General features: G+C 71.7%; 19 protein-coding genes. 10 read left to right on the forward strand and 9 right to left on the reverse strand.

Annotation, left to right across the window (positions count from 1 at the left end; all coding sequences use genetic code 11):
* The first annotated feature begins 115 nt into the window (after nucleotides 1-115).
* The 4 genes from AB4Z02_RS11910 to AB4Z02_RS11925 all read left to right on the forward strand — a co-directional run bounded on the left by AB4Z02_RS11910 (nucleotide 116) and on the right by AB4Z02_RS11925 (nucleotide 3,555).
* Nucleotides 116-1,597 (forward strand): glutamate--cysteine ligase, encoded by a 1,482-nt coding sequence (locus AB4Z02_RS11910; protein WP_441971180.1) that lies wholly within the window; start codon nucleotides 116-118, stop codon nucleotides 1,595-1,597.
* 7 nt (nucleotides 1,598-1,604) lie between these two features.
* Nucleotides 1,605-2,288, forward strand: coding sequence for a class I SAM-dependent methyltransferase (locus tag AB4Z02_RS11915; protein WP_441971182.1), 684 nt, complete (start codon nucleotides 1,605-1,607; stop codon nucleotides 2,286-2,288).
* 89 nt (nucleotides 2,289-2,377) lie between these two features.
* Complete coding sequence (locus AB4Z02_RS11920; protein WP_441971184.1) at nucleotides 2,378-2,923, forward strand: hypothetical protein; 546 nt, start codon at nucleotides 2,378-2,380, stop codon at nucleotides 2,921-2,923.
* Nucleotides 2,920-3,555: an RES family NAD+ phosphorylase gene (locus AB4Z02_RS11925; RefSeq protein ID WP_441971185.1), complete on the forward strand. Its 636-nt coding sequence runs from the start codon at nucleotides 2,920-2,922 to the stop codon at nucleotides 3,553-3,555. Before AB4Z02_RS11920 ends, AB4Z02_RS11925 begins: the two co-directional genes overlap by 4 nt.
* A gap of 26 nt (nucleotides 3,556-3,581) precedes the next feature.
* Here AB4Z02_RS11925 and AB4Z02_RS11930 read toward each other — a convergent pair whose 3' ends face one another.
* A complete protein-coding gene (locus AB4Z02_RS11930; RefSeq protein WP_441971187.1) occupies nucleotides 3,582-4,244 on the reverse strand; it encodes a histidine phosphatase family protein in 663 nt (220 codons plus the stop codon).
* Nucleotides 4,245-4,269: 25 nt separating this feature from the next.
* Between AB4Z02_RS11930 and AB4Z02_RS11935 the strand changes: the two genes are divergently transcribed.
* The 4 genes from AB4Z02_RS11935 to AB4Z02_RS11950 are packed head-to-tail and all read left to right on the forward strand — an operon-like array spanning nucleotide 4,270 to nucleotide 6,938.
* Complete coding sequence (locus AB4Z02_RS11935; protein ID WP_056885101.1) at nucleotides 4,270-5,115, forward strand: PhzF family phenazine biosynthesis protein; 846 nt, start codon at nucleotides 4,270-4,272, stop codon at nucleotides 5,113-5,115.
* Nucleotides 5,112-5,951, forward strand: coding sequence for a serine hydrolase (locus AB4Z02_RS11940; RefSeq protein ID WP_441971189.1), 840 nt, complete (start codon nucleotides 5,112-5,114; stop codon nucleotides 5,949-5,951). The genes AB4Z02_RS11935 and AB4Z02_RS11940 overlap by 4 nt, the downstream gene beginning before the upstream one ends.
* A 1-nt stretch (nucleotide 5,952) precedes the next feature.
* On the forward strand, nucleotides 5,953-6,492 hold the full coding sequence (locus AB4Z02_RS11945; RefSeq protein ID WP_441971191.1) for a DUF1697 domain-containing protein: 540 nt from the start codon (nucleotides 5,953-5,955) through the stop codon (nucleotides 6,490-6,492).
* Nucleotides 6,492-6,938, forward strand: a complete 447-nt coding sequence (locus AB4Z02_RS11950; protein WP_441971193.1) for an OsmC family protein — start codon at nucleotides 6,492-6,494, stop codon at nucleotides 6,936-6,938. The genes AB4Z02_RS11945 and AB4Z02_RS11950 overlap by 1 nt, the downstream gene beginning before the upstream one ends.
* An 11-nt stretch (nucleotides 6,939-6,949) precedes the next feature.
* Here the strand turns inward: AB4Z02_RS11950 and AB4Z02_RS11955 are convergent, their stop codons facing one another.
* Genes AB4Z02_RS11955 through tdh form a run of 3 tightly spaced genes read right to left on the reverse strand, consistent with a single transcriptional unit; the run spans nucleotide 6,950 to nucleotide 9,753 of the window.
* Nucleotides 6,950-7,507: a dihydrofolate reductase family protein gene (locus AB4Z02_RS11955; protein WP_441971195.1), complete on the reverse strand. Its 558-nt coding sequence runs from the start codon at nucleotides 7,505-7,507 to the stop codon at nucleotides 6,950-6,952.
* Between the two features lie 11 nt (nucleotides 7,508-7,518).
* A complete protein-coding gene (locus AB4Z02_RS11960) occupies nucleotides 7,519-8,712 on the reverse strand; it encodes a glycine C-acetyltransferase (RefSeq protein ID WP_441971197.1) in 1,194 nt (397 codons plus the stop codon).
* Nucleotides 8,713-8,715: 3 nt separating this feature from the next.
* Complete coding sequence (tdh, locus tag AB4Z02_RS11965) at nucleotides 8,716-9,753, reverse strand: L-threonine 3-dehydrogenase (RefSeq protein WP_056885106.1); 1,038 nt, start codon at nucleotides 9,751-9,753, stop codon at nucleotides 8,716-8,718.
* A 70-nt stretch (nucleotides 9,754-9,823) separates the two neighbouring features.
* On the opposite strand from tdh, the gene AB4Z02_RS11970 reads away from it, so the two are divergent.
* Nucleotides 9,824-10,444 (forward strand): L-threonylcarbamoyladenylate synthase, encoded by a 621-nt coding sequence (locus AB4Z02_RS11970; RefSeq protein WP_056885107.1) that lies wholly within the window; start codon nucleotides 9,824-9,826, stop codon nucleotides 10,442-10,444.
* Nucleotides 10,445-10,538: 94 nt separating this feature from the next.
* Here AB4Z02_RS11970 and AB4Z02_RS11975 read toward each other — a convergent pair whose 3' ends face one another.
* Both AB4Z02_RS11975 and AB4Z02_RS11980 read right to left on the reverse strand, forming a co-directional pair.
* Nucleotides 10,539-11,390 (reverse strand): aldo/keto reductase, encoded by an 852-nt coding sequence (locus AB4Z02_RS11975; RefSeq protein WP_441971200.1) that lies wholly within the window; start codon nucleotides 11,388-11,390, stop codon nucleotides 10,539-10,541.
* 46 nt (nucleotides 11,391-11,436) lie between these two features.
* Nucleotides 11,437-12,456: a MerR family transcriptional regulator gene (locus AB4Z02_RS11980; RefSeq protein WP_441971202.1), complete on the reverse strand. Its 1,020-nt coding sequence runs from the start codon at nucleotides 12,454-12,456 to the stop codon at nucleotides 11,437-11,439.
* 184 nt (nucleotides 12,457-12,640) lie between these two features.
* Here AB4Z02_RS11980 and AB4Z02_RS11985 point away from each other — a divergent pair, with 184 nt between their 5' ends.
* Nucleotides 12,641-12,922, forward strand: a complete 282-nt coding sequence (locus tag AB4Z02_RS11985; RefSeq protein ID WP_441970401.1) for a WhiB family transcriptional regulator — start codon at nucleotides 12,641-12,643, stop codon at nucleotides 12,920-12,922.
* Between the two features lie 150 nt (nucleotides 12,923-13,072).
* Here AB4Z02_RS11985 and AB4Z02_RS11990 read toward each other — a convergent pair whose 3' ends face one another.
* From AB4Z02_RS11990 to AB4Z02_RS12000, 3 genes are all read right to left on the reverse strand, one after another.
* Nucleotides 13,073-13,216 (reverse strand): hypothetical protein, encoded by a 144-nt coding sequence (locus AB4Z02_RS11990; protein ID WP_441971204.1) that lies wholly within the window; start codon nucleotides 13,214-13,216, stop codon nucleotides 13,073-13,075.
* Nucleotides 13,217-13,343: 127 nt separating this feature from the next.
* Entirely contained in the window at nucleotides 13,344-14,144 is an 801-nt protein-coding gene (locus AB4Z02_RS11995; RefSeq protein ID WP_441971206.1) for a 2-phosphosulfolactate phosphatase, read from the reverse strand.
* Between the two features lie 97 nt (nucleotides 14,145-14,241).
* Nucleotides 14,242-14,607, reverse strand: a complete 366-nt coding sequence (locus AB4Z02_RS12000; protein ID WP_441971207.1) for a single-stranded DNA-binding protein — start codon at nucleotides 14,605-14,607, stop codon at nucleotides 14,242-14,244.
* Nucleotides 14,608-14,726 lie beyond the last annotated feature (119 nt).

Below are 14,726 nucleotides of genomic sequence, written 5' to 3' on the forward strand. Positions count from 1 at the left end.
AGAGCCCGGTGACAGCCGTTGGCAGGCGCGCCCGGCGTGTGGTTGGGTCGTCACACCGAGGGCTTTCCCGTGACCCCCGGCCGCCGGCACCAGCCACCAGTCGAGGGAGGGTCCCGTGGGGGAGGAAGTCACCGCCCAGAGCTACACCCGCGAGCAGCGGCAGCAGTACCGCGAGAAGGTGCGCCAGAACCTCGACGTGTTCGAGCGGATGCTGTCCCAGAGCGTCTTCGAGTTCGACCGGCCGATGACCGGCCTGGAGATCGAGCTCAACCTCGTCGACGACGACTACCAGCCCAAGTTCGCCAACGCCGAGGTCCTCGAGGCCATCGCCGACCCCGGCTACCAGACCGAGCTGGCGCAGTACAACATCGAGCTCAACGTGCCCCCGCGCCCGCTGCCGGGCGACTCGGCCATCCAGCTCGAGGAAGAGCTGCGGGCCTCGCTCAACGCCGCGTCCACGGCGGCCGAGAAGCGCGGGGCGCACATCGTGGCGGTCGGCATCCTGCCGACGATCATGCCCAAGCACTTCGAGGGCGAGTGGATCAGCGCCAACAACCGCTACACGGCGCTCAACGACTCGATCTTCTACGCCCGTGGCGAGGACATCTACCTCGACATCGAGGGCCCCACGGGGGAGCGGGTCGCCACCTATTGCAACTCCATCGCGCCCGAGTCGGCCTGCACGAGCGTGCAGCTGCACCTGCAGGTCGCACCCCAGGACTTCGCCGCCCACTGGAACGCCGCGCAGGCGCTGGTGGCCCCGCAGATCGCGCTCGCGGCCAACTCGCCGTTCTTCTTCGGCCAGCGCCTGCACGCCGAGACGCGGATCGAGCTGTTCAGCCAGGCCACCGACACCCGCAGCATCGAGCTGAAGAACCAGGGCGTGCGACCCCGCGTCTTCTTCGGGGAGCGCTGGATCACCTCGATCTTCGACCTCTTCGAGGAGAACGTCCGCTACTTCCCGGCCCTGCTCGCGGAGGTGTCCGACGAGGACCCGGTGGCCAAGCTCGAGGCCGGCGAGGCCCCGTCGCTGTCCGAGCTGCGCCTGCACAACGGCACGGTCTACCGCTGGAGCCGTCCGATCTACGACATCGTCAACGGCACACCGCACCTGCGGGTCGAGAACCGTGTCCTGCCAGCCGGTCCCACCCTGGTCGACACCCTCGCCAACGCCGCGTTCTACTACGGCGTCATCCGCAAGCTCGCGTCTGACGACCGGCCGATCTGGAGCAAGATGAGCTTCGCCGCGGCCGAGCAGAACTTCCGCGACGCGGCGCGCGACGGCATCGAGTCCCGGCTCTACTGGCCGGGCTTCGGTGAGGTGCGGGCCGAGGAGCTGGTCCTGCGCCACCTGCTGCCCATGGCCCACGAGGGGCTTGCCGAATGGGGCGTGTCCGCGGCCGTGCGCGACCGCTACCTGTCGGTCATCGAGGGCCGGTGCACGACGAGCACGAACGGTGCCACGTGGCAGACCGACGCGGTGGCGAGGCTGCAGGCCTCGGGCATGGACCGGCAGAGCGCCCTGGCGGAGATGCTGCGTCACTACGCGAAGAACATGCACAGCAACGAGCCGGTCCACACGTGGCCGCTCCCGTAGGCGTGTCGTGACCCACCCGAGCCGGCCGGCGGGCCCGCACGACCACCACCACGACCCGCAACCCGAGGGCCACCGCACCGGGCTCGGTGGGGGCGACGGGAGCTGGGACGAGCGGTACGGCGCGGCCGAGCAGGTGTGGAGCGGTCGGCCCAACGGCGCCCTGGTGACCGAGGTGGCCGCGCTGGCGCCGGGTCGCGCGCTCGACGTGGGGTGCGGCGAGGGTGCGGACGCGGCGTGGCTGGCCGGCCGCGGGTGGGACGTGACCGCGCTCGACGTCTCACGGGTCGCCCTCGAACGTGCCTCCAGGCATGCCCGCGAGGCGGGGGTGGAGGTCCGCTGGCTGCACAGCGGGCTCGTCGAGGCGGCCCTTCCGGAGGGGAGCTTCGACCTGGTGTCGGCGCAGTACCCGGCGCTGCCCCGCACCGAGGCCCAGGAGGCCGAACGAGCCCTGCTGTGCGCAGTCGCCCCGGGCGGCACGCTCCTCGTCGTGCACCACGTGCACGACCCCGGTGTCGCCCACGAGCACGACTTCGACCCCGAGGACTTCGTGGCGCCGGCGGACGTCGCGGCCCTGCTCGACGACGGCTGGGTCGTGGTGGTCGACGAGGTGCGTCCGCGCGTCGTCCCGGTCGGCGGGGCCGGAGCCAACCACGTCGACGACGTGGTCCTGCGCGCCCGGCGCCTGCCCTGACCGCGCCGGCTGTCGGTGGCACGCCCTAGGGTGACATCATTGACCTTGACGCCCTTGACGGCGCACGGACTCGATGGAGGTTGACGAGGATGACGCCCCGCACCCGTACCACCACGCCGGTCGACGCCCTGACCGACGCGCTGCGCGAGCGGATCGCGGCGCGGGTCGAGGACCTGCGCTCCTCGGGACGCAGCCTCGACCTCGGTGACGTCGACGACCTCGCCGACCGCATGGTCGCCGCGATGCCGACGGTGCACCCGCTCGACCAGCCGCTCGGGCCGTTCTACGACACGGCCGGCCTCGTGGCGTGGCTGGGCATCAGCCGACAGGCGCTGTTCGACCGCGTGCGACGCGGCACCGTGCTGGCCTGCCGCACGGCGGACGGCCACCTCCTCTACCCGTCGCTGCAGTTCGGCCGCAACGGCGCCGTGCGGCCGGGGGTCGTGGAGGCCGTCGGGGCGTTCACCCGGCGCGGCGTCGACGGCTGGTCGGTCGGCGCCTGGCTGACGACACCCACCGACGTGTTCGAGGGCCACAGCGCCATCGACTACCTCGTAGTCCACCGGTCCTCGTCGACGGCGGTCCGCAGGGTCGCCGAGGCGGCAGCAGCCGACGCCGGCACCTGGGCGGCATGAGCGCTCGCGAGCAGGTCGCCCAGGGCGGTCCTCCCGCCTCGCTGCAGGGGTTTCCCACCCGAGCCCTCCGCCGCGACACCGCGCTGTACCGCGCGCACCGTGCCGACCGCGGGCCGTGGTGGTTCGGCAGCGACGGCTCGGGTCGGTTCGACCTCCCCGCGCCCCGGGGCACCTGCTACGCCGCCCTCGACCCCGCCAGCGCCCTGCGCGAACGGGTCGGGCCGGTCCTCGCCCCCGCCCGTGCCGTCCCCGAGAGCCTGCTGGAGGACGTCGTCGTGTCGCGGCTGGCGGTGCCCGACGACCGGGAGGTCGCGGACCTGCAGTCCCGGGCGGCGGGAGACCACGGCGTCACCCGCGAGCTCGAGACGATGGTCCCGTACGCCGTGCCGCAGGCGTGGGCCCGGGCGCTGGACGACGCCGGTCACCAGGGGGTGCGCTACGGCCCCAGGTTCACCCCCGGAGACTGCAGCGCCGTGGCCCTGTTCGAGGAGGCGGGTGAGCAGGACTGGCCGGTCGACCCCGCGCCGCAACCGGCGACACAGGTGCCCGGGGGCCCTGCGGTGGTGTCGACCCCGCGACGGTCCGACCTCACGGTGGTGCGACCCCCGCGCACGCGCGTCCCCCGCGGGTAGCCCTCAGGCGCCGGGCCGCCGCAGGTTCACGCCTCGGCACCCTCCGGCAGGGTGGGTCCGTGGTTCCAGACGCGGATCGCCGGCTGTTCGCGGTCGTGCTGCAGCACGCACACCGAGCCCGCGTCGAGGAGGAGCTGGGCGCCCAGGCGCGGCTCCTGACGCAGGAAGACCGAGGCGAGGACCCGGAGCGCGTGGCCGTGGCCGACGAGCACAACGTCCCCGTCGGCGAGGGCCGGGAGCACGCGGCGTACGACCCGGGAGGCCCGGGCCGCCACCTCCTCGACGGTCTCCCCAGGGGTCTCACCGGCGGGCACGCCGTGGGCGAACACCGTCCAGTCCCAACCCAGCCCGTCACGGATCTGCGACGTCGTCAGGCCCTCGTAGGCGCCGTAGTCCCACTCCACCAGGTCGTCGTCGAGCTCGGGAGCGAGACCGGCCAGCTCGGCTGTGCGACGCGTGCGCTGCAACGGAGAGCAGAGCGACAGGACGAAGTGGTAGTCGGCGAGCAGTGCGCCCGCGGCCACCGCCAGCTCCTCGCCGTGCGCCGTGAGGGGCAGGTCGGTCCGGCCGGTGTGCCTTCCCGAGAGCGACCACTCGGTCTCGCCGTGACGCAGCAGGACCAGCCGCCCCGAAGGGGGGTCCACGGGCGTGGGGGGTGAGACGGGCGGGGTCGGCACAGTGCTCGGCACGCGGTCAGTCTGACAGAGTGAGCCCATGCGCCTGACCTACCGGTTGCTCAACGTCTTCGCCCAGCCGGGGGACCCGTTCTCGGGCAACCCGCTCGCCGTCGTCCAGGACGCGGCGGACCTCTCCGAGGACCAGATGCAGGGCATCGCCCGCCAGTTCAACCTGTCGGAGACGACATTCCTCGTGCCGCCCGTCGACGGCGCCGACGCGGGCGTCCGGATCTTCACCCCGCACTACGAGATGGCCTTCGCCGGCCACCCCACACTCGGCACGGCACACGTCGTCCGCGCCCTCGGACTCGCCGGTGACGCGCTCGCCCTCTCGATGCCCGCCGGCATCATCCCGGTGGAGGCCGGCGGCGACACGTGGACCCTCACCGCCAACCCCGGTTCGGTGCAGGCCGACTACCAGGTCGACGAGATCGCCGGCTGCGTCGGGCTGGCGGCCGGGGACCTCGTGGGCCCGGTGCAGCAGGTCAGCACCGGCAGTGCGCAGGTGATCGCGCGCGCGACCGATGTCGAGGCCGTACGGCGCGCGGTGGGCGACGCCGCGGCCATGCGCCGCTTTGCCGGCATGGGCACCCGAGGAGGCGAGACGCTGGTCTACCTGTGGTGCGAGACGGGCGAGGGCCAGATCGAGGCGCGCGCCCTGTTCACGCAGGGGACGGCTGCCATCGAGGACCCGGCCACCGGTTCGGCGTGCTCCAACCTGGGCACCTGGCTGGCTGCCCAGGGGCGGTCCGGCCACTGGACGGTGAGCCAGGGCGAGCAGGTGGGCCGCCCGTCGACGCTCGTGCTGACCGTCGGCGAGGACGGCACCGTGCAGGTCGGCGGCCTCGTGCGCGACCTCGGGGAAGGCGTCCTCGACCTGTGAGCGCGGCGTCGCCACCGGAGGTCGTCGCACGGCTGGCGACCAGCCCGACCGTGGCCTGGGGCATCCAGCTCGTCGACACCGCGACCGGGCAGGTGCTGGCAGCGCACCGCCCCGACCAGGTCCAGCGCACCGCCAGCCTCGGCAAGGTGCTGCTGCTCCTGGAGGTCGCGAGGTTGCTCGAGAGCGGCGACCTCGACGGCAGCCAGCAGCTCGTTCCGCGGCCGGACGACCTCGTCGGCGACTCCGGCCTGTGGCGCCACCTCGCGACCGCCGAGATGCAGGTCGTGGACTGTGCGGCGCTGGTCGGGGCGTTCAGCGACAACCTCGCCACCAACGTCCTGCTGCGCCGGGTCGGAGGCGCTCGGGCCGTCGAGGAGACCGCGGTGGCCGCGGGGATCGACGACGTGGCGCTGCACGGGCCGGTCCGTGACGTGCGCGGCCCGTCCGACCCGCCCACCCTGTCGACGGGGAGCGCAGCGGGCCTGGCCGCCTTCGCCGCGCGTCTGCACCGGCGCGAGCTCGTCTCGCCGGGTGCCAGCGAGAGGGTTGCCGGCTGGCTCTCCCTCAACGCCGACCTGTCGATGGTGGCCTCGGCGTTCGGCCTCGACCCGCTGTGCCACGACGACGCCGACCGCGGCCTGTCGCTGTGGAACAAGACCGGCACCATCACCGGAGTGCGTGGCGACGTCGGGGTGCTGTCCGGTCCTGCCGGCGCGGTCGCGTACGCGGTGCTGGCCGAGTGGGACGACCGCGCCGAGCCGCTGGCGCGGGAGGAGGCCCTCGGGGGCATGGCACTGGTGGGCGCCGCGGTGCGCCGCGTCGTGGAAGGAGCGTGAGATGGGGAGGTACGTGGTCTTCCTGCGCGCAGTGAACGTCGGGGGTCGCACCCTGAAGATGGCGGACGCCCGGAAGGTCCTGCAGGACAACGACTTCGGCGACGTCGAGTCCCACATCCAGACCGGCAACTTCCTCGTGGAGACAGCCATGCGCAGCGTGACCAAGGTGGAGCAGGCGGTGGGCCGCCTCCTCGGCGCGCACGCCGGGTACGACATCGTGGCCATCGCCCGGCGTCCCGCCGAGCTGCCCGCCCTCGTGGCGGAGGTCGACGCGATACCCGTTGCCCTGCAGGGGGAGACGTCGCGCTACGTCAGCTTCTGCGCCACGGCGCCGCCGGCCGCGCGGGCAGCCGGCCTGGAGGAGTGGGACTCCGCCGGTGAGCGCGCGAGGGTGATCGGCAAGGATGTGCTCATGGAGTACGCGGTGCCGTTCCACGAGGCGAAGCTCACGGGGCCCCGGATCGAGAAGGTCCTCGGGGTGCCGGGGACGGCACGCAACATGACCGTCGTCCGCGCGCTGGCGCAGAAATGGGGATCGTGATGGCCGAGGAGACCGGCGGCACCGGGCTGGGACACCGTGCGATCAGCATGGAGCGGGTCGAGAAGGGTGTCTTCGAGGTGACCAACGCCCGGGGCGGCACCATGCGCATCGGGGGAGGGGACAGTGCCGACTTCACCCCGGTCGAACTGCTGTTGACGGCCATCGCCGGCTGCAGCGCCGTCGACGTCGACTTCATCACCGTCAAGCGCGCCGAGCCCGAGACGTTCCGCGTCGAGGCGACGGGGGAGAAGGTCCGTGACGACGACGGCAACCACCTGCAGGACCTGCACGTCCGGTTCTCCGTGACGTTTCCCGAGGGGGAGGGCGGCGACCGGGCCCGGGAGATGCTGCCCAAGGCCATCGCCATGTCGCACGACCGGCTGTGCACGGTGAGCCGGACGGTGGAGCTGGGCACCCCGGTCGACGCGGCGGCCGCCGAGGGCTGAGGCCGCGCCGGTCAGGAGACGGCGTAGCGCACGAACACGACCCCGTCGCCGAACACGTGGTGCTCGACGAGCGTGAGGTCGGTCCGGACGTCGTGGGGGAGCGCAGGGGTGCCGCCGCCGACTGCCACCGGGTTGAGGTAGAGGGACACCTCGTCGACCAGGCCGGCCTTCAGGGCGCTGACCGCGATCGTCGCGCCACCGATGGCGAGGTCCGCCGTCGCGGACTCCTTGAGGTGGCGGACCGCCTCGACGTCGAACGTGGGCGACAATGTCGTGCGGGGAGTCTGCACCGACGACAGGGACGCGGAGTAGACGACCTTGTCGGCGGCCTGCCAGATGCTGCGGTACTCCGCGGAGACCGGCGACCGGTCCGCGTCGGGGTCGTCCGACGCCCAGTAGGTCATCACCTCGTACAACCGGCGCCCGTACAGGTAGGTGCCGACCGGGCGCTCACGGTCGTTGACGAACTGGTGCACCTCCTCGCCGGGGGCGGCCCAGTCGAACCGTCCCGCCGCGTCCACGACGTAGCCGTCGAGCGAGCAGATCGCGCTGTAGAGGAGCCGTGCCATGACGAGGCCGCTCAGGCGATCTTGTCTCGGGCCGCCACGAACGCGGCGACGCAGGCACGCACGTCGTCCTCGGAGTGCCCGGCGGACAGCTGCACCCGGATCCGCGCCTTGCCCTGGGGGACCACGGGGTAGGAGAACGCGATGACGTAGACGCCCTCGTCGAGCATGACGTCGGCGATCTGGGCCGCCTTCCGGGCGCCGTCCTCACCGGGGAACATCACCGGGGTGATGGGGTGCTCGCCAGCCAGCAGGTCGAACCCCGTCTCGGTCATGAGCGACCGGAACAGCTGGGTGTTGCTCGTCAGCCGCGCCCTCGCCTCGGCCGACCCTGCCGCGATCTCCAGGGCCTTCAGGGAACCGGCGGCCACGGTCGGTGCGACCGCGTTGGAGAACAGGTAGGGCCGCGACCGCTGGCGCAGCAGGTCGACGATCTCCTGGTGTGCGGCGACGTAGCCGCCGGACGCGCCGCCCAGGGCCTTGCCCAGGGTGCCGGTGAGGATGTCGACCCGGTCCATCACGCCGAAGCGCTCGGGCGTCCCGCGTCCACCCTCGCCGACGAAGCCGACGGCGTGGCTGTCGTCGACGAGCACCAACGCGCCGAACTCGTCGGCCAGGTCGCAGATCCGGTCCAGCGGTGCCAGGTAGCCGTCCATGGAGAACACCCCGTCGGTGACCACGACCGTACGGCGCGCGCCGGCGGCCGCTGCCGCCTCGAGCTGCGTGCGCAGGTCGTCCATGTCGGCGTTCTTGTAGCGGAACCGCTTGGCCTTCGACAGCCGGATGCCGTCGATGATCGAGGCGTGGTTGAGCTCGTCGCTGATGATCGCGTCCTCGGCGCCGAACAGCACCTCGAAGACGCCGCCGTTGGCGTCGAAGCAGGACGAGTAGAGGATCGTGTCGTCCGTCTGCAGGAAGTCCGAGATGGCGCGCTCCAGCTGCTTGTGCAGCTCCTGCGTCCCGCAGATGAAGCGGACGCTGGCCATGCCGAAACCCCACTCCTGCAACGCCTTTGCTGCGGCGGCCTCCACGTCGGGGTGGTCTGCGAGTCCCAGGTAGTTGTTGGCGCAGAAGTTCAGGGCCTCGGCCTTGCGCGTCGTGATGTGGGCCGACTGCGGCGAGGTCAGCTCGCGCTCACGCTTGTAGAGCCCGGCCTCCTCGATCTCGCGCAGGGTGGCGGCCAGCTGGTCCTTGACGGTGCCGTACATCGCTCAGCTCCAATCCATGATGACTTTGCCGCACTGGCCCGAGCGGGCGGCGGCGAACGCGTCCTGCCACTTCTCCGCGGGGAAGCGGTGGGTGATCACCGAGGCGATGCGCGCCCGCAGCACCTCGGAGGTGCCGAGCATCGAGCTCATGGCGTACCAGGTGTCGTACATCTCGCGGCCGTAGATGCCCTTGATGGTGATCATGTGCGTGATGACCCGGCCCCAGTCGATGGCGAACGGGTCCTTGGGCAGGCCCAGCATCGCGACCCGGCCACCGTGGTTCATGTTGGCCAGCATGTCCTCGACGGCACTGGGGACGCCCGACATCTCCAGGCCGACGTCGAAGCCCTCCTTCATGCCGAGCTCGTCCATCGCCTCGCGCAGGTTGGACGTGGCGGCGTTGACCACGAGGTCGGCGCCCGCGTCCTTGGCCAGCCCCAGCCGGTAGTCGCTGACGTCGGTGACCACGACGTGGCGGGCTCCCACGTGGCGCGCCAGCGCGGCGGCCATGACCCCGATCGGCCCGGCGCCGGTGATGACGACGTCCTCACCGGCCATGGGGAACGACAGGGCGGTGTGGGTGGCGTTGCCCAGCGGGTCGAAGACGGCGGCCAGGTCCGGGTCGAGGTCGTCGGGCTGCACCCAGACGTTCGTGGCAGGGAGCACGACGTAGTCGGCGAACGCCCCGTCCCGGTTGACGCCGATCCCCTTGGTGTGGATGCACATGTGGCGCCGGCCGGCGCGGCAGTTGCGACAGGTGCCGCACACGATGTGCCCCTCGCCGGAGGCGCGCTGGCCGACGCTGACGCTGGTCACGTCCTCGCCCACCTCGACGACCTCGCCGTAGAACTCGTGGCCGATCGTCATCGGCGGCACGACGGTCGACGCCGCCCAGTCGTCCCACTGCTCGAGGTGCAGGTCGGTGCCGCACAGGCCCGCCCGGAGCACCCGGATCTTCACGTCGGTGGGGCCGGTCTCCGGCTCGGGGACGTCCAGCAGCTCCAGGCCCGGACCGGCAGTGGTCTTCACGAGTGCGCGCACGGGCCCAACATATCGGGCGCGGGGGAGTGCGATGCCCGCCCGTGGTGCCGCCGCGGCATACAGTCCTCACATGGCTAGGTATCTGGACGTGCACCCGGTGGACCCACAGCCCCGGGCGATCAGCCAGGCGGTGCAGATGCTCCGTGACGGGGGGCTGCTGGCGTACCCCACGGACTCCGGGTACGCCCTCGGGTGCGCGCTGGGCAACCAGGAGGGCAAGGACCGCATCGTCCGTATCCGCCACCTCACGGACAAGCACCACTTCACCCTGGTGTGCGCGGACTTCGCCCAGCTCGGCCAGCTGGTGCACATCGACAACTCGGTGTTCCGGGCCATCAAGGCGGCCACGCCGGGCAGCTACACGTTCATCCTGCCGGCCACCAAGGAGGTGCCGCGCCGGCTGCTGCACCCCAAGAAGAAGACGGTCGGCGTGCGCATCCCGGACAACCGGGTGGTGCAGGCGCTGCTCGCCGAGCTGGGGGAGCCCATGCTGTCGAGCACGCTGATCCTGCCCGGGGAGACCGACCCGATGACCGAGGGCTGGTTGGTCAAGGAGGAGCTCGACCACCAGGTCGACGCCGTCATCGACTCGGGGGAGTGCGGCACCGAGCCCACGACCGTCGTCGACTTCTCCGACGGCGCGCCCGAGGTCGTCCGCGTCGGCGCGGGCGACCCAGCACCGTTCCAGTAGGGGAGCCAGCCGACCCTGCACCGTCCCAGTAGGGGACCCAGCCGACCCAGCACCGTCCCAGTAGGGCGATCCGGCACCGTCCCGGTCGCGGCGCCTACATCTCCTCGTGCGTGTCGGGGTCGCCGCCGAACAGCCGGCCGTCGACCCGTCCGAGTCCGGTGATGGCCGCCATCTCCTCGTCCGTCAGCTCGAACCCGAACACGTCGAGGTTGGCGCGCTGGCGCTCGGGCGTCGCCGACTTGGGCAGCGGCATCGACCCCAGCTGCACGTGCCAGCGCAGCACCACCTGGCCAGGTGTCACGTCGTGCGCGGAGGCTGCGTCGGCCACCGCCGGCTCCGCGAAGGGCGCGTTGCGCTTGCCCATGGGGCTCCAGGCCTGGGTGAGGATGCCGAGCTCACGGTGGACCTGGCGCACCTGCTCCTGCGGGAAGTAGGGGTGGAGCTCGACCTGGTTGACGGCCGGCGTCACCCCCGTCTCGTCGATGATGCGGTGCAGGTGCGCGTCGGTGAAGTTGCTGACGCCGATGCTGCGGACCAGTCCCTCCTGCTGCGCCTGCACCAGGGCCTGCCACGCCTGCCCGTAGAGGTCGCGGCTCGGGTTGGGCCAGTGGATCAGGGCGAGGTCGATCTGCTCCAGTCCGAGACGCACCGCCGAGTCACGTAGCGACTGCAGCGCCAGCCCCTTCTCGTGGAACCGGCCCGGGACCTTTGTCGCCACGACCACCTCTGCGCGAGGAATCCCACTGCGGCGCAACGCCTCACCGACCTCGGCCTCGTTCTCGTAGTTCACCGCTGAGTCGAGGTGTCGGTAGCCGATCTCGAGGGCGCTCACCATGGCCTCGATGCCGTCCTCGCCCTTGAGCGGGTAGGTGCCGAAGCCGATGCGGGGGAGCGTCGTGCCGTCGTTGAGGGTCAGGGGTGCGTCGTCGCGCTGGTCGTCGGCCATCCGCCCACGGTAGCCCGGCGACGCGGGCGGCAGGGTCAGCACAGGATCAGGGGAGTGGCGCCAGCAGCGCCTGGGTCGCCGTCGCGAGGTCGCTCGCACGGGTGACGGTGACCCACCGGTTCGACAGCGGCGGCTCCTGCGGCCATCCCGGACCGCCGAGGACCACGAGCAGCGGCCAGTTCACGTCCGTGAGCACCGACCACAGCTGCTCGTCGACGGCGCGGCTGATGGAGGCCCACAGGAACAGCCGTGAGGGACGCCGCGAAAGCAGCAGGCTCTGCAGGGCCTGCGTGGGCACCCTGGCGCCGAGGCCTAGGGCGCTGACGCCGTGACGAGCCAGCTCGGCCTCGAGGGCGAGCAGGGGGATGTAGTGCTGCTCGTCGTCGGCGCAGGCCAGGATGGCCTCGGAGGCGGCGTTGCGCGGGCGGTTGGCCCGGATGACGGTCCGCAGCTCGCTGACGAGGATCTCGCTGGCGAGGTGCTCTGACTCCACGCCTAGGGAGCCGGCGCCCCACTGGTCGCCGATGGCCCGCAGGGCGGGGGCGAACACCTGGGTCCAGGCGGTCACGAGGTCCCGCTCGCGCAGGGTGCGCTGGTAGATCTTGGACAGCATGCCGGGGTCGAGCGACAGAGCCGCGGAGCAGATCGCCTCCACGGTGCCGACGTCGTCGCCCACCGGCAGCTCGGCGGCCTCCTCCTCGCCGGTCTCGATGAGCAGGCGGTCGGTGTCCATCGACAGCGCGACACGTGCGGCGCTCTGGGCGGGCACACCGCGCGCGGTGAAGCGGGCCATGACCCGGACCCGGCGGATGTCCTCCTCGCTGTACCGACGGTGGCCGCCCTCGGTGCGCTGGGACGGGCCGATGCCGTAGCGGCGGTCCCACGTGCGCAGTGTCGCGGGGGAGAGCCCCAGCCGGTCGGAGACGGCTCCCACGGCCCACTCGACGGCGGAGACGGAGGAGCCGCTGGACGCGTCGAGACCGGGGGAGCCCTGTACCGAGCTCCAACCCTGTGCCGATCCCTGCATCGGGTCCTCGAAGACCTGACCCGAGCGTTCGCTGTCCATGACCTCTCGTCTCCTGGTTGACGTTTGGTGCCCGTTGGCCTCGTCGATGGGTGATGCACCACCGGCGACCCCTGCCCGGGCACTACTGACTATAGAACTTCTTCAGATGGCTTGCACTATGAACAAGTTCTGCATAGGTTGTGAATCACTTCGGTTCGCGCCTCGAGGAGAAGGATTCCCCCACATGAGCAGCATCAAGAGACTTCCCAAGCCGCTGTTGAGCTCCTACGAGTGGCAGACAGACGGTGCGTGCCGCACGACGGACCCCGACGAGTTCTTCCCGCACGAGGCCGAGCGCGGCAACCGCCGGCTCAGCCGGGAGCAGCGCGCGAAGGCGCTGTGTGCGACCTGCCCGGTGATCCAGCAGTGCTTCGAGCACGCGATGGCGGTGCGTGAGCCGTATGGCGTGTGGGGCGGCACCACGCCCGAGGAGCGTCTGGCGATGCAGCGCGGAGTCGCTGTCTGAGCGTTGTCCGTGTCCGTGCACCCGTCCATGATGGCGTAGGCGCCCGCCGGTCGCGTGCATCTCACGAGTTCGTGTCACCAGGACCCCGTCCACGAGGACGGGGTCCTGTCATGTCTGGCAGCCGGCAGCGTGGTCGGCCACCAGCTGGGATCAGCCGGCGGCATCTCGGTCGGCCATGGCGACGAGGCTCTGGGCGATCGACGCCAGGGCGAGCGCCTGGACGGATTCCCACGTCCCGGGCTTCAGCTTCTCGGCGGTTGCGGTGGCCTGGTCAGCGAGCTCTTTGGCGGTCATGAGCGCAGAACCTACCCATGTCGTCGGTGCCTCGGCACCGGCTCGCCGCGCCTGCAGGGCGCTGTGGGGCAGGGGTTGGAGTCCAGTTACATGACATAATGTTGATTATCGGCGTTCTACCGTGTGCTCAGGAGGTCTGGAACAGGGCCGGTCCCGGCCGGCGCACGCTCTCCTCGAACGCGCCCTGGATGAGCACCGGGACGACTGTCGACGCGTCGAGGTCGACCGCGAGAGCCACGTCAGCTGCGAATCCCTTGGCCGCCAGCTCTCGGCCACCGACACAGGTCTGTACATGACTCACCAGTCGGCCACGGCTCGCCTCGAACAGGTTGGCCGCCACTGACGCCTCAGGACTGAAGCCGTCGCCACCGGCGAGGGTCGCCAGGGCCGAGAGGATCGCTCCGGCACCCAGGTGGTCCTCGAGGGACGGCCGCAACGAGTTGTCACGGCTCCACCGCTCGCCGGCGGCGACCACGGCGACCCGATGACCGTCCGCGACGCCGGCAGCAAGCCAGGACGCGACGGCGGAGGCGTTGCGCAGGCAGCCCACGGCGACCGTCGCGCCGGCGGCCTGCAGCGCCGCCGCGATGGTCGATCCGTTCGGTGACGGCAGTACCAGCCGCGGCCACACCGGCCCGTCGAGCAGCCCGGACGGTGACAGCGTCGGCGCCTGGGACCGGTCGCCCCTGGTGGCCTCGAGCCGCCCGACGGCCAGGACCGCGTCGTTTGCGGTGGCGAACTCCCCCGCCCGGGAGTCGTTCCACCGGAACGGGAACACACGCATGCCGCGCTCCACGGCCACGGTGACCGTGGTCGAGAAGCTGAGGACGTCGACCACCACGGCCAGGTCGGCGCAGATTGCTTGCGCGCCCGTCAGCCCCCAGTCGAGCCGGATGCCGTACTCGTCCTGTCCGAAGAGGTCACCCATGGTCGGAGAACCTAGCGGCCGAGTCGCTCGATACGGCACCCGACTTCCTCGGGCCAGGCGACGAACCGCGCAGGTCCTGGGTTTTGGCGCGACGGGCTCAGCCCGCGGCGGCTCGGACGGACCTGACGGCGGCGACGCGTGAGGCCTCCACCTCGTAGCGGCTGACGGTGGCCGGCCCCGCGCGGAAGAAGCGACGACGCAGCGCTCCGACCACCTCGACGGTCGCGCCGTCGGCGAGCCGGAGTGCCGACCTGCGGGTCCGCGCCGTCCAGCAGGCCACGTCGATCGTGTCCACCCGCGCGCCCCCGCCGGTACCAGCAGCCGCGCCGGCTCGGGCCGGCCGTGGCACGACGACCCGCAGCTGCACGACGGTGTCGCCGCTGGGCAGCTCGCGCTCCTCCCCCGCGCCGCTGACGCGTCCGACCAGCCGTACCTCGTTGACCCACTCCCCCATGTCATCCATGACCCGAGGCTCCCCTGCTCCGTGGGCGGCGTCGACGACCTTGGCGGCCGCTGTGGACGAGCCGGCCGGCGACCCTGGCTTGTGGACGACGACGGCGCCGCCCCGGTCGGACCGGGACA

Source organism: Pedococcus sp. 2YAF34 (assembly GCF_052114585.1).
In the GTDB taxonomy this organism is placed as follows: domain Bacteria; phylum Actinomycetota; class Actinomycetes; order Actinomycetales; family Dermatophilaceae; genus Pedococcus.